This window comes from Lentzea flava (genome assembly GCF_014648475.1).
Classification (GTDB): Bacteria; Actinomycetota; Actinomycetes; order Mycobacteriales; family Pseudonocardiaceae; genus Lentzea; species Lentzea flava.
Map to the genome: position 1 here is coordinate 50,327 of NZ_BMRE01000034.1, position 22,505 is coordinate 72,831.

General features: G+C 69.7%; 22 protein-coding genes. 8 read left to right on the forward strand and 14 right to left on the reverse strand.

Annotated features, from left to right (window positions below; all coding sequences use genetic code 11):
• Window positions 1-48: 48 nt before the first annotated feature.
• Complete coding sequence (locus tag IEZ09_RS30495; RefSeq protein WP_189257248.1) at window positions 49-351, reverse strand: YciI family protein; 303 nt, start codon at window positions 349-351, stop codon at window positions 49-51.
• Window positions 352-532: 181 nt separating this feature from the next.
• On the opposite strand from IEZ09_RS30495, the gene trpS reads away from it, so the two are divergent.
• Window positions 533-1,456, forward strand: coding sequence for a tryptophan--tRNA ligase (gene trpS / locus IEZ09_RS30500; protein ID WP_189257249.1), 924 nt, complete (start codon window positions 533-535; stop codon window positions 1,454-1,456).
• Here trpS and IEZ09_RS46820 read toward each other — a convergent pair.
• From IEZ09_RS46820 to IEZ09_RS30515, 3 genes are read right to left on the reverse strand one after another with little or no spacing between them, the layout of a single operon-like run.
• Window positions 1,449-2,222, reverse strand: coding sequence for a (deoxy)nucleoside triphosphate pyrophosphohydrolase (locus IEZ09_RS46820; protein WP_229813095.1), 774 nt, complete (start codon window positions 2,220-2,222; stop codon window positions 1,449-1,451). The genes trpS and IEZ09_RS46820 overlap by 8 nt on opposite strands.
• A 9-nt stretch (window positions 2,223-2,231) precedes the next feature.
• Window positions 2,232-3,491, reverse strand: coding sequence for a sensor histidine kinase (locus IEZ09_RS30510; RefSeq protein ID WP_189257250.1), 1,260 nt, complete (start codon window positions 3,489-3,491; stop codon window positions 2,232-2,234).
• On the reverse strand, window positions 3,488-4,201 hold the full coding sequence (locus IEZ09_RS30515; RefSeq protein WP_189257251.1) for a response regulator transcription factor: 714 nt from the start codon (window positions 4,199-4,201) through the stop codon (window positions 3,488-3,490). The genes IEZ09_RS30510 and IEZ09_RS30515 overlap by 4 nt, the downstream gene beginning before the upstream one ends.
• Before the next feature lie 154 nt (window positions 4,202-4,355).
• On the opposite strand from IEZ09_RS30515, the gene IEZ09_RS30520 reads away from it, so the two are divergent.
• Genes IEZ09_RS30520 through IEZ09_RS30530 form a run of 3 tightly spaced genes read left to right on the forward strand, consistent with a single transcriptional unit; the run spans window position 4,356 to window position 7,221 of the window.
• Window positions 4,356-5,423, forward strand: coding sequence for a LolA family protein (locus tag IEZ09_RS30520; RefSeq protein ID WP_189257252.1), 1,068 nt, complete (start codon window positions 4,356-4,358; stop codon window positions 5,421-5,423).
• Window positions 5,420-6,424, forward strand: coding sequence for an ABC transporter ATP-binding protein (locus tag IEZ09_RS30525; protein ID WP_189257253.1), 1,005 nt, complete (start codon window positions 5,420-5,422; stop codon window positions 6,422-6,424). The genes IEZ09_RS30520 and IEZ09_RS30525 overlap by 4 nt, the downstream gene beginning before the upstream one ends.
• Complete coding sequence (locus tag IEZ09_RS30530) at window positions 6,421-7,221, forward strand: ABC transporter permease (protein WP_189257254.1); 801 nt, start codon at window positions 6,421-6,423, stop codon at window positions 7,219-7,221. Before IEZ09_RS30525 ends, IEZ09_RS30530 begins: the two co-directional genes overlap by 4 nt.
• 61 nt (window positions 7,222-7,282) lie before the next feature.
• Here the strand turns inward: IEZ09_RS30530 and IEZ09_RS30535 are convergent, their stop codons facing one another.
• The 4 genes from IEZ09_RS30535 to IEZ09_RS30550 are packed head-to-tail and all read right to left on the reverse strand — an operon-like array spanning window position 7,283 to window position 11,605.
• Window positions 7,283-8,041, reverse strand: a complete 759-nt coding sequence (locus tag IEZ09_RS30535; RefSeq protein WP_189257255.1) for an SDR family oxidoreductase — start codon at window positions 8,039-8,041, stop codon at window positions 7,283-7,285.
• An 11-nt stretch (window positions 8,042-8,052) separates the two neighbouring features.
• Complete coding sequence (locus tag IEZ09_RS30540) at window positions 8,053-9,006, reverse strand: ABC transporter ATP-binding protein (RefSeq protein ID WP_189257256.1); 954 nt, start codon at window positions 9,004-9,006, stop codon at window positions 8,053-8,055.
• Window positions 9,006-10,631, reverse strand: a complete 1,626-nt coding sequence (locus IEZ09_RS30545) for an ABC transporter permease (protein WP_370467759.1) — start codon at window positions 10,629-10,631, stop codon at window positions 9,006-9,008. The genes IEZ09_RS30540 and IEZ09_RS30545 overlap by 1 nt, the downstream gene beginning before the upstream one ends.
• A complete protein-coding gene (locus tag IEZ09_RS30550; protein WP_189257257.1) occupies window positions 10,607-11,605 on the reverse strand; it encodes a thiamine ABC transporter substrate-binding protein in 999 nt (332 codons plus the stop codon). Before IEZ09_RS30550 ends, IEZ09_RS30545 begins: the two co-directional genes overlap by 25 nt.
• 137 nt (window positions 11,606-11,742) lie before the next feature.
• Between IEZ09_RS30550 and IEZ09_RS30555 the strand changes: the two genes are divergently transcribed.
• Both IEZ09_RS30555 and IEZ09_RS30560 read left to right on the forward strand, forming a co-directional pair.
• Window positions 11,743-12,036, forward strand: coding sequence for a 4a-hydroxytetrahydrobiopterin dehydratase (locus tag IEZ09_RS30555; protein WP_189257258.1), 294 nt, complete (start codon window positions 11,743-11,745; stop codon window positions 12,034-12,036).
• A 59-nt stretch (window positions 12,037-12,095) separates the two neighbouring features.
• On the forward strand, window positions 12,096-13,079 hold the full coding sequence (locus IEZ09_RS30560; RefSeq protein WP_189257259.1) for a glycoside hydrolase family 88 protein: 984 nt from the start codon (window positions 12,096-12,098) through the stop codon (window positions 13,077-13,079).
• On the opposite strand, the gene IEZ09_RS30565 is transcribed toward IEZ09_RS30560, so the two are convergent.
• The 3 genes from IEZ09_RS30565 to ychF form a co-directional block, all read right to left on the reverse strand.
• Window positions 12,996-14,210 (reverse strand): mannosyltransferase, encoded by a 1,215-nt coding sequence (locus IEZ09_RS30565; RefSeq protein WP_189257260.1) that lies wholly within the window; start codon window positions 14,208-14,210, stop codon window positions 12,996-12,998. The two genes, IEZ09_RS30560 and IEZ09_RS30565, sit on opposite strands and share 84 nt — an antisense overlap.
• A gap of 265 nt (window positions 14,211-14,475) precedes the next feature.
• Entirely contained in the window at window positions 14,476-14,631 is a 156-nt protein-coding gene (locus IEZ09_RS30570) for a DUF6131 family protein (RefSeq protein WP_086662791.1), read from the reverse strand.
• Window positions 14,632-14,886: 255 nt separating this feature from the next.
• Complete coding sequence (ychF, locus tag IEZ09_RS30575; protein WP_189257261.1) at window positions 14,887-15,966, reverse strand: redox-regulated ATPase YchF; 1,080 nt, start codon at window positions 15,964-15,966, stop codon at window positions 14,887-14,889.
• An 80-nt stretch (window positions 15,967-16,046) separates the two neighbouring features.
• On the opposite strand from ychF, the gene IEZ09_RS30580 reads away from it, so the two are divergent.
• Together IEZ09_RS30580 and IEZ09_RS30585 are read left to right on the forward strand one after the other, a co-directional pair.
• Window positions 16,047-17,333 carry a DNA-3-methyladenine glycosylase 2 family protein gene (locus tag IEZ09_RS30580; RefSeq protein WP_189257262.1) on the forward strand — a complete coding sequence of 429 codons (1,287 nt, stop codon included), beginning with the start codon at window positions 16,047-16,049 and terminating at the stop codon, window positions 17,331-17,333.
• The gene (locus tag IEZ09_RS30585; RefSeq protein ID WP_189257263.1) at window positions 17,330-17,830 is read left to right on the forward strand and encodes a methylated-DNA--[protein]-cysteine S-methyltransferase; all 501 of its coding nucleotides are present in this window, start codon (window positions 17,330-17,332) and stop codon (window positions 17,828-17,830) included. Before IEZ09_RS30580 ends, IEZ09_RS30585 begins: the two co-directional genes overlap by 4 nt.
• On the opposite strand, the gene IEZ09_RS30590 is transcribed toward IEZ09_RS30585, so the two are convergent.
• From IEZ09_RS30590 to IEZ09_RS30600, 3 genes are read right to left on the reverse strand one after another with little or no spacing between them, the layout of a single operon-like run.
• A complete protein-coding gene (locus IEZ09_RS30590) occupies window positions 17,827-18,363 on the reverse strand; it encodes a hypothetical protein (RefSeq protein WP_189257264.1) in 537 nt (178 codons plus the stop codon). The two genes, IEZ09_RS30585 and IEZ09_RS30590, sit on opposite strands and share 4 nt — an antisense overlap.
• 59 nt (window positions 18,364-18,422) lie before the next feature.
• Window positions 18,423-21,299 carry an AAA family ATPase gene (locus IEZ09_RS30595; RefSeq protein ID WP_189257265.1) on the reverse strand — a complete coding sequence of 959 codons (2,877 nt, stop codon included), beginning with the start codon at window positions 21,297-21,299 and terminating at the stop codon, window positions 18,423-18,425.
• The gene (locus IEZ09_RS30600) at window positions 21,296-22,435 is read right to left on the reverse strand and encodes an exonuclease SbcCD subunit D (protein WP_189257266.1); all 1,140 of its coding nucleotides are present in this window, start codon (window positions 22,433-22,435) and stop codon (window positions 21,296-21,298) included. The genes IEZ09_RS30595 and IEZ09_RS30600 overlap by 4 nt, the downstream gene beginning before the upstream one ends.
• Window positions 22,436-22,505 lie beyond the last annotated feature (70 nt).

Here is a 22,505-nt window from a genome sequence, read left to right on the forward strand (position 1 = left end):
CCACGATCGCGTGCTCGGCACCGCGACCGCTCGGCTCGCGCGAAGGCCTCAGTGCTGCAGCACGGCCTCGTTCAGCTTCATGAGCTCGGGCGCCGTCCGCGTCGCCTCGAACTCGCAGATGTCGTACGTGACCAGCTTCTGCTCGGCCCACGGGTCCGTGGCGAGCAGCGCTTCGAGCTTGCCGCGGGGCATGGGCCGCGTGATGATCACGCCGCCGGTCCTCGGCACCTGACGCCCTGACGCGAGGAACAAGCCCCGCTCGTACTGCTTCTCGACCCACGCTCGGTGGTCGGGGAGGGCGTAGTCGATCTGTTCCAGTGGCGCGGCGTACTTCAGCAGCACGATGAACATCCTTCAACGGTAGTCCTATACTGCTGATCGTGCGCATTCTGAACGCCTTCTGGTGGGCCGCTTTCAGGCGGCCGGAGTAGCTGTGCGCAGAGATCTCCACTGACACGACCACTGGCCGCCCGGGACGGGCGGCTTTTTCGTGCGTTCGTCCGGGCGGTCCTTCACGAAAGGACCAACGACCATGATCCGCTTGTCGGCCATCACCCCGTCCGGCCAGGTTCACCTCGGCAACTACCTCGGGGCGCTGCGCACGTGGGCGCGCGAGGGCACCCCGGAAGACGTGTACTTCATCAGCGACCTGCACGCGATGACGTCGTCGCACAACCCGCAACGCCTGCGATCCATGACGCGAGAACAGCTCGCCGTTCTCGTGGCGTCCGGCATCGACCCGGCGAGCGTGTGCGTGCAGAGCGACCTGATCCGCGAGCTGGGAGCCCTCAACTGGGTCCTGGAGTGCACCTGCACCTACGGCGAGGCCGCGCGCATGATCCAGTTCAAGGAGAAGTCGCTCGGCCGCGAGTCGGTGCGCCTCAGCCTGCTCACCTACCCGGTGCTGATGGCGGCGGACATCCTGTTGCAGGGCACCGCCGAGGTCCCGGTGGGCGAGGACCAGCTCCAGCACGTCGAACTGGCCCGTGCCCTCGCCCGCCGCTTCAACCACGCCTACGGCGAGGCGTTCATCGTCCCGACGGCCGTGGTGCCGAAGGTGGGCGCGCGCATCAAGGACCTGGCGGACCCGTCCCGCAAGATGGACAAGTCCGCACAGAACTCCACGGGCGTCGTGTTCGTCCTCGACGAGCCGGACCTGGTGCGGCGCAAGGTCCGCCGCGCCGTCTCGTCCACAGAGGGCATCGCGAACCTGACCGAGATCCTCACCTCCTGCACGGGCAAGGAGCCGGAGGACTACACGAGCAGGTTCGCCGACCTGAAGAACGTCGTGGCCGAAGCGGTGATCGAGGAACTCCGCCCGGTCCGCGACCGCACGCTGGAACTCCTCGCCGATCCCGCGGAACTGGACCGCATCCGGTCCGCAGGCGCGGAGCGGGCCCGTGAGCGCGCGCAGCACCGCCTGAACGCGGCGCTGCGCCTCTCCGGACTCACGTGAGGAGCGCCTGAAGGGCAGGCACCAGCACCCGGTCGGCCGGCAGCCAGTCCACCCCCGGCACCTCGTCGGCGGTGAGCCACCGGACAGCGTTGTGCTCCAACGCTTCCGGCTCACCGCCGACGAGCTCCGCCGCGTGGATCCGCAAGATCATGTCCTGCTTCAACGGCACGTCCGGCCCGACCTGCTCACCGACCACGACGGACACGCCGAGCTCCTCCGCGCACTCGCGCGCCAGCGCCTCTTCTGGCTTCTCGCCGTCCTCGACCCGTCCACCGGGAAGTTCCCACTGCCCCGCATGACTTTCGGGATAGGCCCGCTGCTGGGCCAGCAACCGTCCATTCCGGACGATCGCGGCCCCGACCACGATCCTGGCCGCGCTGAGCTCCTCGCACCGCCGCGCCAGCAACGCGGACCGCTTCTCCAGCACCCGCAACGCCATGCCGCGCCCCACGGTGATGTCGGCGAACCGCCCGACCACCCCGCCCACGGTCGTCCAGGCGACCCGGTCGATCACCATCGTCCCGGCCCCGGTGACCACGAGATCCGTGTGCAGTTCCAGGAAGTCCCCCGCCGCCGACACCCCGGACAAATCAGCCCGCGTCACCGTCAGCGTGACCCCGAACGGCCCGGTGAGCACGTCACCGAGGCACAGCAGGGCACCGGGCACCTTCACCCCGAACCCGGTGATCAGCGAGGTGTCCAGCAGGGCACCGGCAACAGCGGCAACAGGCGCGTCGACCAGCGCCGACGCTCGCAACTCAGGCACCTGCGCTGCCTACCAGGACGGCCAGCGAATCTCCAAACGCGCACCACCGGCAGGTGACTCGGCGGCCCGGACCGTCCCACCCCGCCGTTGCACGAGATGCGCCACCAGCGCGAGCCCGAGCCCGAACCCGCCCGACCGCCGCCCGCGATCCTCTTCCACCCGGTAGAACCGGTCGAACACCTTCGTCCGGTGCTCGGCGGGAATGCCGTGCCCGTCGTCGTCCACGAGCAGCCGCACGTCCCGCCCGACCGGCGCCAACGTCAGAGTGATCGTCGAGTAAGCGTACCGGGCCGCGTTCCGCAGCAGGTTGTCCAGCACCAGCTCGACCTCGGACCGCGTGGCCTTGACCAGGCAGGCCGACGGCGGCGCGGTCAAGCGCACCAGCAACTCGGTTTCGAGCCGCCCGATCGCCGCCTCCGCCTCCAGCACCAGGTCCACAGCCTCGGCCCTGGGCGGCGCCCCGGTGTCCGCCCGAGCGAGGATCAACAGCGAGTCCACCAGCGCGCTGAGCCGGATCGACTCCTCGACCACCGACTCCAGCACCTCGATCGAGAAGTCCGGATCCGGATGTGCCACAGCCACTTCGGCCTGCGCCCGCACCGAGGCCACCGGCGACCTCAGCTCGTGCGCCGCGTCCCCCGTGAACCGCCGCAACCGATCGGAGGCCTCGTCCCGCCGGGCCAGCAACGCGTTGAGCGCCTCGGCCAACGCCTGCAGCTCGTCCCGCGAAGGCGGCACCGGCAACCGCTGCCCGTGCGGCAACTCCCCCGCCGCCACCCGCATCCGTTCCACGGGACGCAACGACGACCGCACGGCCAGCCACGTCGCGATCCCCACCAGCCCGGCGACCAGCACGGCCGCGACGGCCAGCCACCGCGACCCCAGGGTGTTGGCGTTCTGGTACCCGAGCAGGGTGCTCCCGTAGACCTCCAACCGAGGCGTGCCGTCCGCGGCGAACACCACCCGCCCCCGCCACCGGTGCGCCGACGCTCCCTCCAGCCGCAGCACCGGCTCGCCGCTCCGCAGCGTCCGGATGTCCTGCGCCGTCAGCGGAAGCGGCTCCCCGCCGTCCACCGGCGCCCCGGAAACATCCAGCAACCGCGGCTCGGCCTTCTCCAGTTCCTGGTCCACCGCGGTGATCTGGATGAGCCCGATCAACGCGGGTGCCAGGCCGGTGAACGCCAGCAGGCACAACAACGCCACCCCGGTGGCCACCACGGTGATCCGGAAGCGCAGGGTGCGCCGCAACCACCAGCGGCGAGGATTCACCTGTTCCCCAACGCGCTGTCCAGATCCGGAGTGGACGCGATGTACCCGTGCCCCCGCACGGTCCGCACCACTTCCCCGGCCCCGACGGCCTCCAGCTTGCGCCTGAGGTACCCCACGTAAACCTCAACCGCGTTTCGCGTCGCAGCCTGCTCGTCGCCCCACACCGTCCGCAGCAACTCGTCCTTGGTCACCACCGACCCGGCTCGCGACGCCAGCACGTCCAGCACCGCGTACTCCCGCGGGCTCAGCGACACGTCGGCCCCACCCCAGCTGACCTCACGCAACCCGCGATCGATGACCAGGTTCCCCAGCGTCAGCCTCCGCCGCGCCCCACCCCCGCGCCGCAGCAGCGCCCGGACCTGCGCCACCAGCACGACAAAGCTGAACGGCTTGACCAGGTATCCGTCGGCCCCGAGGTCCAGGCCGTCCGCCTGGTCGATCTCCCCGTCCTTCGCCGACACCATCAACACGGGCGTCCGCACCCCGTCGGCCCGCATCCGCTGCAACACCCGGTAGCCCGACAGCCCTGGCAACATGATGTCGAGCAACACCACGTCGAACGCCCCGGTCAACGCCACCCTCAACGCGGTGGGCCCGTCGGCGGCCGTGACGACCTCCATCCCCTCGGCCGCCAGCCCGCGCTCCAACGCCCGACGCACGCCGACTTCGTCGTCCACGACCAGCACTCGAGGCTTCACACCGCACAGCATGCCGCGCAGGGCTCTCAGCCGCCCGCAAGATCTCAGCCTGCTCTCAGCAAGCGTCCTGAACGAGGCACGAAACCGCAGGTGGAAGTAGTCTCAGCACCATCTCAGCAACCCCACCCCAAGCTAGACGTACAAGCCCTTGGAGGAGGGGACAGGAATGAACAAGCGAAAGGTGACCCTGGCCGTGGCAACGGCCGGTGTGCTCACCGGTGCGGCAGGCCTGAGCCTGCTAGCCATGCCAGCAGGCGCAGGCCAGCCACCATCCCTGCCGGACGTCTCGGCGGAGTCACTCGTCGAACAGGTCATGACCGCCAAGCCGGGTGCGTTCGGCGGCACCGTGGAGGTCGACAACAAGCTCGGCCTCCCGTCGATCGCCGAGATCCCGCAACTGGCCGACGGCAAGCACAGCGCGCGGATCTGGACCGACGGCAACGGCAAGCTGCGGCTCGCCCTGCCGAACGGCCAGTCCGAGCAGACCATCGTGGACGACGGCAAGACCACCTGGTCGTGGAACTCGCAGGACAACGAGGTCACGAAGTCCGAGCACAAGGACTCCCCGAAGGAGTCCAACGGCGAGAAGGCGATCGACCCGGCCACCGCGGCCAAGGAGATCGTCACCAAGACCAAGGAGTTCAGCGACATCACCGTGGACGGCACCGCACGGGTCGCGAACCGTGCCGCCTACGAACTGGTCCTGAGCCCGAAGCCCACCGAGAAGACCCTGATCCGCGAGGTCAGGATCGCGGTCGACGCCGAGTTGAAGATGCCGCTGAGGGTCGCGGTCCTCACCAACGGCGCGGCGGAACCGGCGGGCACCGTGGGCTTCACCCAGATCAACGTGGGCCCGCAGGACGCGAAGCTGTTCGAGTTCACCCCGCCGGCGAACGCCAAGGTCACCACGCCGGAGGCCAAGGAAGCGCAAGCCCGCGAGAAGCTGCCGGAAGCAGGCCTGGAAGCAGCCCTGCAGGGCGAGGACCCGCAGATCTTCGGCACCGGCTGGGACTCGGTGATCGGCGCGAGGATTCCGGCGGACGCCATGACCCAGGTGCCGGCCGAGGCGCAGGGCCTGGTCGACCGGTTCACGAAGAAGGTCAGCGGCAGCTGGGGTAGCGGCAAGCTGTTCACCACGAAGGTCGCCACGATCCTGATCGCGGACGACGGCCGCGTGGTCGCGGGTGCCGTTCCCGAGCAGGTGCTGTTCGACACGATCGGACAGGTGAAGTGACCACCTCGACCAGCGCGCCGGTGACAGCCCCAGCGAAACAGGCTGTCGCCGCGCGGACCAGGGGTCTGCGCAAGGAGTACGGGAGCACGGTCGCCGTCGACCGCGTCGACCTGGAGCTGCCGGAGGGGGCCGTGCTCGGCATGCTCGGCCCCAACGGGTCGGGCAAGACGACGACGATCCGGATGCTGCTCGGGTTGGTGCGGCCCACGCAGGGGGAGATCGAGCTGCTGGGCCGGCCGTTGCCGGACGGTGCCGAGCAGGCGCTGCCGCACGTCGGCGCGCTGGTCGAGGGTCCGGGGTTCCACCCGTTCCTGTCGGGACGGGAGAACCTCATCAGGTGCGCCGCGTTCGAGCCGCTCCTCGAGAAGCGCAAGATCAAGCAGGCCGTCGAGGACGCGCTCGAACGCGTCGGGCTCGCGCAGGCCGCGCACCGCAGGTACCGGGGGTACTCGCTCGGCATGAAGCAACGTCTCGGCCTGGCCGCGGCGTTGCTCGTGCCGCGCAAGCTGGTCGTGCTCGACGAGCCGACCAACGGCCTCGACCCGGCTGGCACCAGGGAGATCCGCAGGATCATCGCGGACCTGCACGACCGGGGCACCACGGTGCTCGTCTCCAGCCACCTGCTGAGCGAGGTCGAGGCCACCTGCACACACGTCGCGGTGCTGCACCGCGGAACCGTTGTGGCGCAGGGTGAACTGACCGAGCTGCTGCAGGCGGGCGGCTCGGCGCTCCAGGTCGTCACCCCGGACGTCGAGACCGCGCTGGGCGCACTGCGCCAGGCCAAGATCTCCGCCCGGCCGCTCGGCGAGGGCCTCCGGGTCGAACTCGCGGGCACGTCGGCGCCACAGGTGATCGAGACGCTGGTGAAGGCCGGCGTCGGGGTCCACGAGGCGACGCGGTGGAAGACGGGCCTGGAGGAGCTGTTCGCGCGGCTCACCGAGGCCGAGGAGGCCGAGCGCGGAATGTCCGCTGTGGACACGCTGGACGGGGGCCCGCGATGATCACGCGTCAGTTCGGTTCCGAGGTGCGCTGGATGCTGCGCAGGCCGCGGACCATCATCGGCCTGTTCGGGCTCGTCCTCGTGCCGATCATCATCAGCTTCGGCATCTGGACCGCGGGCGACGGTGGCGGCGGCCCCGGACTCGCCGCGATCCTGCAGGGCAACGGCATGGTCGTGCCGATCTTCACCCTGTTCCTGTCGCTCAACCTGCTGCTGCCGCTGGTGGCGTCGATCTGGGCGGCGGACGGACTCGCGGGCGAGGCGCAGCACGGCACGCTGCGCGGGCTGCTCGTCGCGCCCGTCTCCCGAGTACGGCTGCTGTTCGTGAAGCTCTTCGGCCTCACCGCGATGTCGCTCTTCGCCGTCACGCTGATGGCGGTCGTGGGCATCATCGCCGGCACCGCCTTCCTGGGCACCAACGGCATGATGACGCTGTCCGGCACCACGCTCTCGACCGGACAAGGCCTGCTGCGCATCGCCCTGTTCGTCGTGCTGGTGACGTTCCAGATGGTGTCGATCGGCGCGGTCGCCCTCGCCGTCTCGTCGACCACCGAGCACCCGCTGGTGGTGCAGGCGGCGACGATGACGACGATCATCGTGTTCCAGGTGCTGGGGCAGTTCCAGTCGCTCGACTGGCTGCACCCGTTCCTGATCACGACGGGCTTCCCCGGCCTGATCGACGTGATGCGAGACCCGATCCCGCTCGGCCAGATCTGGGACAGCACGCTGCTCGCGGGCTGCTACCTGCTGATCGGCACGGGCCTCGCCGCGATGCGCCTGATCACGAAGGACAGCTAGTTCTCGATGAACGGCTCATTTGTTCACCTCACGTGAACAAATGAGCCGATCATCATTTCGCTCAGCGGAAGCCGCCCTCGCTGTTGATCACTTGGCCGGTGATCCACTCGGCGTCGTCGGTGCAGAGCCAGGAGACCAGCCGGGCGGCGTCGTCCGGCTGGCCCCAGCGGCCGAGCGGCATCCGCTCGCGCACCCACTCGTGCGTCTCCGGCGACGCGTAGCCGGTGTCCGTCGGGCCGGGGTTCACGGCGTTGATCGTGATCCCCTGCCTGATCAGGTGGTGCGACAACGTCGACATGATCCCGATCAGCGCACCCTTCGACGCCGCGTACGCGACCTCGCTCGGCATCGGTCCGAGGTTCTGGCCGGACGTCATGAACACGACCCGCCCGCCCTTCGCGCCGTCGTGCTGACGCGCAAACGCTTGCATCAGCAGGATCGACGACCGTGTGTTCACGGCGTAGTGCTTGTCGAGCATGGCCGCGTCCAGCTCACCCAACGGCCCGTCCGACCCGCTGAGGGCGTGGTTGCACACCAGGATGTCGACGCGCCCGTACGCCTCCACCGCGGCCGCCATCAACCGGTCCGGCGCTTCCGGCTCGGTCAGATCGACGCCGAGGTGCTCCACCCGGCCGCCGATGCCCGCGACCACGGCCTCGATCGAGTCCGCACCCCACGGCTGCGACTCGTCGTGCGGCACGTGGTGCTGCACGAACAGCTCCGCACCCAGCCCCGCCAGCCGCGACGCAATCGCGTACCCGATGCCCTGCCGCCTGCTCACCCCGGTGACGAGCGCGACTCGTCCGTCAAGAAGTCCCATAGGACTCCCAGCTAACCGATCCGCGCGACGCCGTCCAAGTCAATTTCGAGCCGCACCCGGTCCCCGACCTCGGTCATCGGCCCGACCGCCTCGTACTCCTCGCCGTCGATCTCCACCAGCAACCGCACGTGATCACGGCGATGCACCCGCTCCAGCACGCTGCCTTCCAACGGTCCGGAGTCGTCCACCCGCAACGCGGTGGCCCGCAACCCGACCCGTTCGACATCCAGACCGACGAACGAGCCCGGCACGAACTTGTTGCACCCCAGGAACTTCGCCGTCTCCACGTCGACCGGCGACGACCACACCTCGGCCGGCGGGCCGACCTGCACGATCCGGCCGCGCGACATGATCGCCACCCGGTCGGCCAGCGTGAACGCCTCGTCGTGGTCGTGCGTCACCACCAGCGCCGTCGTGGCGGCCTCGCGCAGCAGCCGCGCCAGGTCGACCGCCAGCTGCTCGCGCAACGCCCTGTCCAGCGCCGACAACGGCTCGTCCAGCAGCAACAACCGAGGCGAAGGCGCCAACGCCCGCGCCAACGCGACCCGTTGCTGTTCACCACCGGACAGCTGCGTCACGCGTCGATCCGCATAACCTTCGAGCCCGACGAGCTCCAGCAGCGAGAGCACCCGCTTGTCCCGCTCCTCGCGGTCCACTCCACGCATCCGCAGCCCGAACGCCACGTTGCCCGCCACCGACCGGTGCGGGAACAGCTGCCCGTCCTGGAAGACCAGCCCGAACTCGCGCCGGTGCACCGGAACGCCGGCCAGGTCGGCCGAATCCCACCGCACCGCACCGGAAGACGGCTTCTCCAGTCCCGCGACAGCGCGCAGCAGCGTCGACTTCCCGCACCCCGACGGCCCGAGCAACGCCACGACCTCGCCGTCCGCCACCGAGAGCGACACGTCCGACACGGCCGCCGTCTGTCCATAACGGACGGTGATCGAGTCCAGCTCCAGCGCCATCAGAACTCCCCGCTGCTCGGCACGCGCAACCGCTCGATCAGCAGCACGCACCCGATCGTGACGACCATCAGCAGCGCACAGGCCGCGTAAGCCATCTGGCTGTTCAACTCCCCCGGCCGCGACATCAGCCGCGCGATCACCACCGGCAACGTCGGCGCGTCCGGCCGCGCCAGGAAGCTCGTCGCCCCGAACTCCCCCAGCGCCACCACGTACCCGAACCCGGCGGCCGCCGCCAGCGACCGCCCGGCCAGCGGCAGATCCACCTCGCGCCACACCCGGAAAGGCGACGCCCCCAGCGTCGCCGCCGCCTGCCGCAGCCGTTCGTCGACCGCGCGCAACACCGGCAGCACCATCCGCACGATCAACGGCGTCACCACCAGCGCCTGCGCCAGCGGCACCAGCAACGGCGAAGTGCGAAAGTCTCCCGGCAGCGCGTCCATCGTCACGAGGTACCCGAAACCGACCGTCACCGCGGACACCCCGAGCGGCAGCATCAACGCGGTGTCGAGCACCTCGGCGATCCGGCCGCCGGCCCGCCGCAACCCGACCAGCACAACGGCCGAGAACACCCCGACCACCAGCGCCACCACCGTCGCGTCGAACGCCGTCCGCACCGAGTTCACCGCCGCGTCGAGACCGGTCACCGCCAGCGTCCCGCGATCACCTCGCGTCGCCAGCGCCGCGTACCCTGCGAAACTCCATCCGTCCCGAGTGGACAGTGACCGGGTGATCAGCCCGATCACCGGCGTCAGCAACGCCGCCACCACAGCGAAGGCCGCGAACACGACGTACCACTCACCACCGGACGGCCGTCGCGCCAGCTCTTCCCTGCCCCGCAACGACAGCGCGGTCTCGCGCCGGCGCCGCGCCACCCCGCCCAGCACCAGCACGGCCAGCACGGCGGCGAACTGCAGCAACGACAGCGCGGCCGCCCCGGACAGGTCGAACAGCTCGACGGTGCGCAGGTAGATCTCGGTCTCCAGCGTCCGGTACCGCGATCCGCCCAGCACCAGCACCACACCGAAACTGGTGGCGCAGAACAGGAACACGACCGCGGCGGCCGACCCGATCGCGGGCGCCAACGCCGGCAGCACGACCGACAGGAACGCCCGCGGCCGCGAAGCCCCGAGCGCACGGGCAGCGTCCTCGGCCCGCCGATCCGTGTGCGCCCACAGCCCGCCAACGGTCCGCGCGACCACGGCGACGTTGAAGAACGCGTTCGCCAGCACGATCGGCAGCACCCCGCCGTCCGGCCAGAACGTGCGGAACGCGAGGCCCACCACCACGGTCGGCAGCACGAACGGCACCATCACGGCGGCCCGGATCACCCCGAGCCCGCGAAGACGGCACCGCGCCAGCACGAACGCCACGGGCAGCCCGGCGACGACGGCCACGAGCGTCGACGCGGCGGCCTGCCCGAGCGTGAACCCGACGAGTTCCCAGGTCTCGCCGGCGAACAGTGCGGAGATCACCCCGCCCTCGCGCAGGCCCAGCGACACGATCGCCAGCACGGGCCACGCGAAGAACAACCCGAGGAAGGCCAGCGGCAGCAGCGCCGCCGCCGACCACCCGGCGCGGGCCCCGGCGAAACGGGTCGTGCTCAGCCCTGCACGAGCTTGCGCCACTGCTCGACCCACGCTTCGCGGTTGTCCTTGACCTTGTCCGCGGGCAGCGTCTGCGGGTTCGCCGGCAACGGCGCGTCCTTGGTCCACGACTCGGGCAGCGCGACACCCTCACGCGACGGGTAGACGTACATCTGCTCGGCCACCTGTGCCTGGAACTTCTCGCCCAGCAGGAAGTCCAGCACCTTCTGCGCGTCCGCGGCGTTCTTGGCACCGGCCAGCACACCCGCGTACTCGACCTGCCGGTAGCAGGTGCCCAGCACGGCCTTGGTCTTCCCGCCCTCGGCCGACGGCGACGACGCGTACGAGACGACGATCGGCCGATCACCCTTGGTGGCGGAGAACTCCTGGTTGTAGGCCTCTTCCCACCCGCTCACGACCTTGACGCCGTTGGCCTTGAGCTTGGTCCAGTACTCCTGCCAGCCGTTCTCGCCGAACTTGGCGATCGTGCCGAGCAGGAACGCGAGCCCCGGCGAGGACGTGGCCGGGTTCTCCACGACCAGCTTGTCCTTGAACTTCGGGTCGGCCAGGTCCTCGTACGAGGTGGGCTCGACGCCGCCGAGCTTGGCCGGGTCGATGTTTACGCACACGTCACCGACGTCGACGGCGTGCAGCCGGCCGGTGTCGTCGACCTTGTACCGCTGAGCGCCCTTCGCGGCCTCCGGCGAGGCGTACTCGGCGAACACGCCCTCGGACAGCGCCCGTGACGCGAACGTCGAGTCGACGCCGAACGCGAGGTCGCCGATCGGGTTCGACTTGGTGAGCACCAGCTTGTTCGTGAGCTCGCCCGCGTCACCGTTCGCGATCTGCTTCACGGTGATGCCGGTGGCCTTCTGGAACTCGTCGAAGAGGCCTTCCTTCACCGCGAACGAGTCGTGCGTCACCAAAGTGACCTCGTGCGTTTGCGGCGCGGTCGACGTGCCGGTCGAACAACCGGTCAACGCCAGCGCGGCGAGAACAGCCCAAATCCTTCTCATGAAAATCTCTCCCTACGCCGGTATGACCCGGATCAGGTGGACGGTCGAGGGCTTGCGAGCCCTCCTCTCAGCCCGGCGCTTCACCGGACTCCCGTGGCAAACGCGCAGCTTACGTGACGTGGTGGGACGATCAGGACATGGCCGAGCTGTTGAGTGACGATCAGCTGAACGACGTGCTGCCCAAGCTGTCCGACTGGGCCGCCCAGGACGCGGCGCTGGTCAGGACCGTCGAGCTGGAGAGCTTCGCGCAGGCGATCATGGTCGTGAACCGGGTCGCCGAGATCGCGGAGAACGACAACCACCACCCCGACATCGACATCCGCTACAAGACCCTGACCTTCCGCCTGAGCACCCACTACAAGGGAGGAATCACCGCGCTCGACGTCTATCTCGCCGAGGAAATCGACGGAGTTCTGGACGCGCTGGCCTGATTCGGTCAAGATGTGCGCTGCCGCCGCCCGCGGACAGGAGAGGGAACACCCTCATGCGGTTGCGCACACCTTTGCTCGTCGTCGCGCTGGCAGGCAGTCTTCTGATCGCACCCGCGGCTGCTCAAGCCGTGCCGTGTGCCGTGACGGACGTGATGATCAAGGCCAGCACGGCGTGGGTCACCAAGGGCACCGACCTCGCGGCGAACAACTGGTCCAACGCGAACTTCCACACCGGCAACATCGCGCAGGTCCGCACCACCGGGATCAGCAACCACAAGACGTGGCCGTGGGTGAAGGCGAACAAGTTCCTGCTGCCCGTCGACCCGGCGAACCCGTACGCCCCGGACCCGCAGTCGAGCGGTGAGGCCTACCTGGCGGTCTCGTTCTTCCACCCGGAACCCGAGGTGCTCCAGCCGCTGCGGGACAACCTGCGGGCCCAGGCGAAGACCGGCAGGTTCGACTACTGGAAGTCGCCGGACGCGCTGAACATGTCGCTGCCGTCGTTCACCGAGGTCGCCGTGCGCGACCTCGACCAGGACCTGCTCGCCTACTCCTACCGGTCCTACCGCAGCCTCAAGCGGCGGACGTTCAACGAGCTCACGGGCCTGTGGGGGCCGAACGTGCAAACCAACGGCTGGGCCGTGCAGGGCCTCGCCAAGGCGATGCTCGCGCTGCCGAAGGACAACCCGTACCGCGCCGACTACGCCAAGACGCTGCGCAAGAGCGCGCAGACGTTGCGGTACCTCCAGCGCCATGACGGCTTCTGGGGCGCGACCGGCAAGGACTCCGCGGCCACCGCGATGATCACCTACGCGTTCGCGGCGGGCATCAACGCGGGCGTGCTCGACCGGGACACCTACCTGCCGCACGTGCGGAAGGGCTGGCAGGCGCTGCAGACCGCGCTGGACGCCGACGGCCTCCTCGGCTGGACGGCGGCCCGCAACTCCTGGAGGCCCGCCTCAGCCGGCGACTCGGCTGGGTTCGCCGTCGGCAGCTTCCTGCTCGCCGGGCAACAGCTCGTCCCGCTGACGCCGGGCTGCTAGGCCGATCGCGACCAGCGTGAGCATGCCCGCGGCCGGATAACCCCAGCCGAGCAGCATGAAGATCCACGGGCGCGGGAAGTCCCAGATGTTCGGCTGGGCGAGCAGCAGGAACGAGATCAGGTAGCCGCCGGTCAGCAGCACCCACAGGCCCGCGGTGATCTTGCACAGGAGGTGTCCGCCCTCGTAGATCAGCCACAGGAGGGCGGGCACCATCCACACCCAGTGGTGGCTCCACGAGATCGGCGAGACCAGCAGGCCGAGCATCTGAACGCTGACGATCAGCGCCAGCGCGTCCTTGGTCTTGCTGACGGCGAACCACGTCAGCACGGCGGCGACGAGCACGCCGAGGAGATAGATCGGCCCGGTCTTCACGTCGTACCCGACCGTGCGGCTGAGCGCCCCGCGCAGCGACTGGTTGATCGCGCTGCCGACCGGCCCGACCCGGCTGGCGTCACCGAGCAGCTCGAACCAGAACTTGTTCGACTGCGACGGCGAGATGGCCCAGCCGATGCCGTACACGACGACGAACGCCACGAACGACCAGACGGCAGCCATCCACCGGCGCTGGATGAGGAAGTACAAACCGGAAATAGCGGGCGTGAGCTTGATGCCCGCCGTGAAACCCACACCGGCACCGCCGACCCAGTTCCGCGCACTCGCGAGCGTGCCGATCAGGATCGCGCACAGCACCAGGTTGATCTGGCCGTAGTTGAGCGTGGTGCGCACCGGCTCGATCCACAGCACCAGCGCGGTCCACAGCATCGCGCGACGCGGGTCGTTCAGCTTCAGCAGCTTGAGGCTGGTGCGCACGATGAAGTACAGGCAGCCGAGGCAGATCAGCTGCCAGACCCACCGCGACGCCTCCCACGGGATCCAGCTCATCGGCGTGAAGATCGCGGCCGCGAACGGCGGGTAGGTGAACGGCAGCGGGAACACGTCCGCGTACTGGTCGAGCCGCCACTCGTACAGGTCACCGGAGAACAGGTGCGGCGATCCGTTGCGGTACACCAGCAGGTCGATCATGGTCATCTTCGCCTGGAAGGCGACCATCAACAGGTGTCCGACGACCGACAAGGCGAGCAGCCACGGCGCTACGGAGAGCACACGCGCTTCCACAGCACGGAGTTTCACCCCGAAAACGTTACCCGAGGCAACGTCGGGGGGTATCCGAGCGTCATCAAGACGGGAGAGATCGCTAGAGGGAGTTTTTCTGATCATGTCTGTTGATCTTGTCGTTGCCGCTGTCGCCGCTCTGGGCATGCTGGGGGTCGCGTTCGGAGTGTTCGCCGCCGCGGCTCGCACCAAGAACAACGTGTAACCGTTGCGACACAAGCGAAAGAGGGAGTCTCCACTGTGGAGACTCCCTCTTTCGTCCATCTAGCGACGCACGAGGACGTCAGAAGTAGTGCGCACGACCGCCGACCGGCTTGCCCACTGCGCCGAGGACGGCGAGGATCGCGCCGATCACCAGAAGCACCACTCCGATGGTCGTCAGAATGCTGATACCGGCCAGCCATCCGACGACGAGCAGGATCAGACCGAGAACGATCATGACACCTCCAGGTGGGGAATCCTTCTCTGGACTACCCCACAGAGGTCGGTACAAACCTGATCGGCATCCACGTTCTTCAACAGCACAGGCACATGCCCCGGACGACCCCCTTGCAGTTGCACCATTCAGAGGCGCAACTCCGCGACGAGTTCGTTCAGTGCCCGCCGCGTCTCGCTGAGTGACAGCGCCGGCGAAGTCAGGCCTACCCTGCCGCACGGCCAGGCGGGCTGAGCGGACCGCCGCGCGACGACCTGCTCAGACGTTGAAGCGGAACTCCACCACGTCGCCGTCGGCCATGACGTAGTCCTTGCCCTCCATGCGGACCTTGCCCGCCGCCTTCGCCTCGGCCTTCGAGCCCGCCGCGACCAGGTCGTCGAACGACACGACCTCGGCCTTGATGAAGCCCTTCTCGAAGTCCGTGTGGATGACACCGGCGGCCTGCGGGGCGGTGGCGCCCTGCGGGATGGTCCAGGCCCGTGCTTCCTTCGGCCCCGCGGTCAGGTAGGTCTGCAGGCCCAGGGTGTGGAAGCCCGCGCGGGCCAGGGAGTGCAGACCCGGCTCGTGCTGGCCGATCGACTCCAGCAGCTCGCGGGCCGACTCCTCGTCCAGCTCCAGCAGCTCGGACTCGACCTTGGCGTCGAGGAACACCGCGTCGGCGGGAGCGACCAGCTCGCGCAGCTCCTTCATGCGGGCCTCGTCGGCCAGCACGCCCTCGTCGGCGTTGAAGACGTAGAGGAACGGCTTCGTCGTGAGCAGGGAGAGCTCGCGGATCAGCGCGTAGTCCACTTCGGACTGAGCGGAGAACAGCGTGCGGCCCGAGTCGAGGATCTCCTTGGCCTTCTGCGCCGCTTCGAGGGCGGGGCGGCGGTCCTTCTGCATCCGCGCCTCCTTCTCCAGGCGCGGAATGGCCTTCTCCAGGGTCTGGAGGTCGGCCAGGATCAGCTCGGTGTTGATCGTCTCCATGTCGGAGGCCGGGTCCACCCGGCCGTCGACGTGCACGACGTCCGGGTCGTCGAAGACACGGATGACCTGGCAGATCGCGTTGGCCTCGCGGATGTTGGCGAGGAACTTGTTGCCGAGGCCCTCACCCTCCGACGCGCCCTTGACGATGCCCGCGATGTCGACGAACGACACGACGGCAGGCACCTCGCGCTCGGAGCCGAAGATCTCGGCGAGCTTGGTGAGGCGCGCGTCCGGCAACGGCACGACGCCGACGTTCGGCTCGATGGTCGCGAACGGGTAGTTCGCGGCGAGCACGTCGTTGCGCGTGAGCGCGTTGAACAGGGTGGACTTGCCGACGTTGGGCAGGCCGACGATACCGAGGGTCAAACTCACGGGTGACGAGTCTACGGCAGGCCACGGTCATGTCCGATTCCCGCGAGCCTTTGCCCGTTCCCGCTGGCAGGATCGTTGGCATGGTCATTGACGAAGAGCACGCGTATCGGGTGTGCGCCGCACGTGACGCCCGTTTCGACGGGTGCTTCATCCACGCGGTCCGCACGACCGGCATCTACTGCCGTCCGTCGTGCCCCGCGGTGACCCCGAAGCGCCGCAACAGCCAGTTCTTCCTGACGGCGGCCGCCGCCCAGTCCGCTGGCTTCCGCGCCTGCCGCCGCTGCCTCCCGGACGCCGTGCCCGGCTCGCCCGAGTGGAACCTCCGCGCCGACCTGGCCGCCCGCGCGATGCGCCTGATCAGCGACGGCGTGGTCGAACGCGACGGCGTGACGGGCCTCGCCTCCCGCCTGGGCTACTCGGAACGCCACCTGACCCGCGTGCTGACCGCCGAACTGGGCGCGGGCCCGCTCGCGCTGGCCCGTGCCCACCGCGCCCACGCCGCACGCCTGCTGATCGAGACGACCGAGCTCCCGTTCGCCGACATCGCCTTCGCCGCGGGCTTCGCGTCGGTCCGCCAGTTCAACGACACCATCCGCATGGTGTTCGCCTCGACACCGTCCGACATGCGCGGCCGCGGCAAGGCCCCGATCGGCACCCCAGGTCGCATCGTCCTGCGCCTGCCGTACCGCCCACCGTTCGACGCCACGGGCCTGCTCGCCCACTTCCGCCGGCACGCGCTACCGGGCGTGGAAGAGGTGACCACCGACTCCTACGCCCGAACGCTGTCACTCCCCCACGGCGAAGCAACGGTCCGCTTGACCTTCCCGGCCGACCACGTCCTCTGCTCCCTGCGCCTGGCCGACATGCGCGACCTGGGCGCGGCGGTCTCCAGGGTCCGCCGCCTGCTGGACCTGGACGCCGACCCGACGTCCGTCGACGAGTTCCTGGGCAAGGACCCGATCATCGGCCCGCTCGTCCGCGCAACCCCGGGCATCCGCGTCCCAGGCAGCGTCGACGGCGCCGAGACCCTTCTGCGCCTGGTGGCCCCCTTCGCCGGCACACCGCTGCAGGTCCCGGACGGGACCCTCACCCACCTCTACTCGGCGGCCGACCACCCGATCGCCGAGGCACTGGCCACCGGCACACTCGTGGTGGACGTGGGCCGCTCGATCGAAGACCTGACCGAAGAACTGACCCCTCTCGTCGGCCACCAGGTGGCCGACGAGGTGGCCATGCGAGTACTGGGCGCCCCAGACGTGCTGGTGCTCCCGCACTCCCTGCAACACCTGGCTCCCCACGGCCCCGACTGGCGCCCGTGGCGCTCCTACGCCGGAGCACACCTGACGAGGAAGGCAGCAACATCATGAGCGTCGCACACACGTCCACTGTGGACACCCCAGCGGGGCCGTTCACCGCGATCGTCGCGCCGGACGGAGCAGTGCTCGCCAGCGGCTGGACGGCCGACATCGCCCTGCTGACCCCCCAGATCCACGCCACCCTGGCACCGTCCGAGATCACGCCGAAGCGCGACCTGGGCGACGTCACCAAGGCCGTCATCGCCTACCACGAGGGCGACCTCGACGTGATCGACTCGGTGGAGGTGCGCCAGAAGTCGGGCCCGTTCCTCCAGCACGCCTGGGACGTCCTGCGCACCGTCCGCGCCGGCGCCCCCGTCACCTACACCGAGTACGCCGAACTCTCCGGCCGTCCCGCGGCGGTCCGCGCCGCGGCCTCGGCCTGCGCCCGCAACGCGGCGGCACTCTTCGTGCCGTGCCACCGTGTGATCCGAATCGGCGGAGACCTGGGCGGCTTCCGCTGGGGCCTGCCCGTGAAGCGCTGGCTGCTGTCCCACGAAGAGGCCTAAACGAGGTTGATCTCGGGCGGCCCTGACATCGTCACCAGCTCGGCCCGGCAGTGCGGGCACGAGCCGGTGACGGGCCACACCGTGTTGCTCTGGAAGGACTTCTGCTCACCGAACCAGTCGTCCCGCCCGGAGTCACGACACGTGTGACACCCCACCCGGTAGTGCACGCGAACCCAAGGCCGCACCGCGAGCTCACTCCCGTGCTCACCGGGCCGCTTGACGTCGGCGAACGGCGACCACCAGAACGACAGCCGGCACCGGAGCACCTCAACCTCACCATCAGACCCGGTGTCGAACCCGGTGATCCTGATCGGCGTGGGATGCACGCCGAAGTCGTCCAGATCGTCCTGCCACTCCAGCTGCCGCCGAGACGAGTGACAGACCCCGTGCGTCGCACCGTGATGCAACGCAACGGTCCGCCCCACCCGTCGGCACACGAAGCAGTCATGGGAGTACTCGAGCCGGTTCGACCACACGAAGTGTGCACCCGAGGTGACAGCGACGCGCGCGGTGATTTCCACGTGGGACAGCACGGAACGAGGTTAGGGCGGACCATCTGGTTCGTCCACATGCGACAAACAGCCGGCCGACGTCAACCCAGCGACACCTCGAGCGTGGATCCGGTCCGCGCCTTCCGAACCTTCAACCGGGTGGGAATCCGCTGCCGCAGCTCCTCCACATGCGACACCAGCCCCACAACCCGCCCGCCGGCCCGCAGCTCGTCCAACGTGTTCATCACGATGTCCAGCGTGTCCGAGTCGAGCGTGCCGAACCCCTCGTCCACGAACAGCGTGTCCAGCAACGCCCCACCGGTCTCGTTGGCCACCACGTCAGCCAGCCCGAGAGCCAGCGACAGCGAAGCCAGGAACGACTCCCCGCCGGACAACGTCTTGGCCGGCCGAGCCCGCCCCGAGTAGTCGTCCAGGACGTCGAGACTCAGCCCGCCCCGAGTGCCCCGCGCCCCGGCCGAGTCGGAGTGCACGAAGCTGTACCGCCCCTGACTCATCCGGTGCAGCCGGGCAGAAGCCGCGACGGCGACCTCCTCGAGCCGCGCCGCGAGCACGTACGACCGCAGCGTCATCTTCTTGGAGTTCTGTCCCCGCCCGTTGATCACGTCGGTGAGCGCGTCCAGTTCCGCGTACGAGGCCTCCAGCGGCTCCAACGACTTCCACTCGGCCCGCAGCCGGGTGGCCAGCTCGCTGACCCGCTCCAGCGCCGCACGAGCACGCGCCAGCCGAGTGGTCGCCTCCGACGCGGCCGCCCGAGCGGCAGAGGCCGCGGCGGTGACCTCGTTCAGGTCCACCTCGGAAGCCGGATCGACCTCGGCCAGTTCCTCCAGCGTCGCCATGGCCGTGGCACGGGCGCGTTCCCAGGCGGCGATCCGGTCGTCCAACGCCTGCAACGCGGCCGGGCGCCGGGCGGCCGCGAGCGCCGCCTCGACATCAGGGAAGCCCGCCTCCGCCGCCAGGGCCGCCACCGAGGCCTGCTGCTCCTCGACCCTGGCGAGCGCGCTGTCCTTGGCCGCACGGCGATCAGCCAGCTCCACCAAGGCCTTCGCCAGGCGCAGCAGGTGGTCGCGGCGCGTCAGCACGTCCTCGTGCTCGCCCCGGGCCTTCTCCAGCCGGGCGCCGCGTTCCTCGACGACGGCGACCAGTGACGTGTGCTCGGTGCGCAGCCTGACCAGGTCCTGTTCGACCTTCTCCTTCTCCGCCCCCAGGTCGCGGGTCTTGGCCTCCAGGCCCACGAACTCGTTCTGCCGCTGCGACCGCGTGCGCGCCAGCTCCACCGCCGCGCGGTACTCGGACAGCGCGACGGCCGGCTCCTCCGACCCCAGGGCCTCCCAACAGGCCTGGATGCGCAGCTCGGCGGCGTGGGCGGCCCGTTCGGCGGAGTTGCGGCGGTCCAGCGCGGCCTGTTCGTCGCGGGCGGCTTCCTCCTCGTCGGCCGCGTCGACGCCGCCCAGCATCGGCTGCGCGGGCGCGGGGTGGCTCGGCGAGCCGCAGACGGCGCAGGGCTTGCCGCGTTGCAGGGCCGCGGCCAGCTCGATGGCCATGTTCTCCAGGCGCTGGTGGCGGACCTGCTGCAGGACGTCCTTGGCCTTCTGGTGGACGTCGATCGCCTGGCGCAGTTCGGTCTTGGTGCGCTCCAGCGCTTCCCCGGCGCCGGGCAACGCCTCCGCGGCATCCGCGCGGGTCTTCAGGGACTCCAGGCGCGCGGACGCCTCGGCGGCGGCGTCCAGCTGGGCACGGCACTGGGCGAGGCGTTCCGGCAGCACCTCCAGTTCGGCGTTCAGGGCCAGCAGGCGCCGCTCCACCTGGTACGAGGCGTGCTTGAGCTCGGAGAGCCTGCGCTCGTCGGCCTTCTGGCGTTCCGCCTCGGCCGCGAGCTCGGCGAGGCCACCCGCCTCCTCACGGCAGCGCTCGGCGTCCTCCCGCAGGGACGAGCCGGAATATCCCAGGCGGGCCAGGGCTTCCGCGGCGCGCGTCTCGTCGCGGACCGCGAACTCGTACGACTGCTGGAGCTTCGCGATCTCGTTGAACGCCGGCACGACGGGCATGGCGCGCCGGGCGGCGTCGCGCTCGGCGAACCACGACGCCGAGTCGGCCGCCTCGACACGGGCCAGCATGTCGCGGGCCTCGCGGACGCGGCGGATCTGGTCGGCCTGCACGCGGGCCTGGGCCAGCAACGCGTCCGCGCCGTCGGCCACGCCCGCCGTCTCCACCGACTGCTCCTCGGCCTCCCGGACGGCCTGGGAAAGCCTTTCCAGCACCGAATCCAGCCACTCCGGCTCGTCCGACGGCTCCTCGGAGGCGGCCTCGGCCACGCGGTGCATCAGCTCGGAGGCGCCCTGGCGGCGTTCCTCCAACAGGCGGCCGGCCACCACCCGCTTGTCGCGGAACCACTTCTCCACGTCGAGGAAGCGCTCGGTGCCGAAGAGCTTTTCGAGCAGCACCTCCCGTTCCGCGGTGTCGGAGCGCAGGAAGCGGGCGAACTCGCCCTGCGGCAGCAGGACCACCTGGAAGAACTGCTCGTACGACATGCCCAGCATGTCCTCGACGGCGCGGGCCACGTCGTCGATGCGGGTGATCCCCTCGCCGTCCCAGCCCTCGAGCCACGTCAGCGAGCACTTCGCTGGCTGGGTGGTGTAGCCGCCGCCGCGTTTCTTCGGGCGGTCGAACTCCGGCGAGCGCACGATGCGGAACCGGCGGCCCTGCACCGTGAGCTCGAGCGACACCGACGTCGGCACTTCGGGATCGGCGTACTCGCAGCGCAGCTTCTTCACGTCGCCGCGCGCGCCGGGCACACGGCCGAACAGGGCGAACGCCACCGCGTCGAGCAACGTCGTCTTGCCCGCGCCCGTGTCGCCGTGCAGCAGGAACAGGCCGTCGGCGCCCAGTTCGTCGAAGTCGACGGTCTCCGGCTTCGGGTAGGGGCCGAACGCCGTCAGCTCCAGGCGGTGCAGTCTCATTGCTCCTGCTCCCTCGCCACCGAAGCGAAAGCCTCGCGCAGCAACGCCATCTCCGCGGCGGTCGGCTCGGACCCGCGGGCGTCGGACACGAAGCAGCAGGCCACTTCCTCGTCGGTGCGGCCGCGCACCCGGTCCGCGTACGTCATGGTGTGCTGCGGGCCCTGCTCCGGCCGCCACTCCACGTGCACCGCGTGCTCGAACCGCTTCTGCAGCTGCCGCAACGCGTCCATCGGCCGCACCTGGTCGGTCAGCACGACCGAGAGGAAGTGGTCTTCCAGCGGTGTGTGGGCCGGATCCTCCAGCACCTCGGCGAGAGTGCCCGTCACCGTCGCCAGCTTGCGCGGCACCGGCAGCTCGCGCCGTTCCACCCCGACGAGACCGCCCGCATCGAGCTCCACCAGCCACACCGACTTGCGGTGCCGCGCCTCGGAGAACGAGTACGCGAGCGGACTGCCCGAGTAGCGCAGGTTCTCCGCCAGGGTCTGCGGACCGTGCAGATGCCCGAGAGCCACGTAGTCGACGCCCGAGAACACCTGCATCGACACGTCCTGCACCCCACCGACGGCGATGGTGCGCTCGGACTCCGACGGCGCCCCGCCCGTGACGAACGCGTGCGCCAGCACCACCGACCGCGCCCCGCGCCCGGCGAGATCGGCGCGGATCCGCCGCATCGCCTCACCGAGAACGGGCGCGTGGCCCTTGTCCGCGATCCCGAGGACGTGCCGCGCCGGTTCCGGCTCCAGGAACGGAATCCCGTACACCGCGACGGGCCCGTGCTCGTCCTCCAGCTCGACCGGCTTGTCCAGCAACGAGATCTGCGTGCGGAGGAAGAGCCCGCCCGCCGCGGCGAACTCCCCGAACACGCCGATCCGCGCCGCCGAGTCGTGGTTGCCCGGTGTGATCACGATCCGCGCCCCTGCGGCACGGATCCGCATCAGCACCCGCGCGCACAACGCCACCGCGTCGGCGGACGGCACCGCGCGGTCGTAGAGGTCGCCGGAGATGACCACGACGTCGACCTTCTCGGAAGACACCAGGTCAGCGAGGCCGCTCAGCACCGACTCCTGCTCGACGAGCAGGTCGCGGCCGTGGAAGGTGCGCCCCACGTGCCAGTCGGAGGTGTGCAGGATCCGCATGGGACCAACCGTAGAGACGGGGTCCGACAAAACTCCGGGAGGGTTCCCGGCGTGTCACCCGATCGAGTTC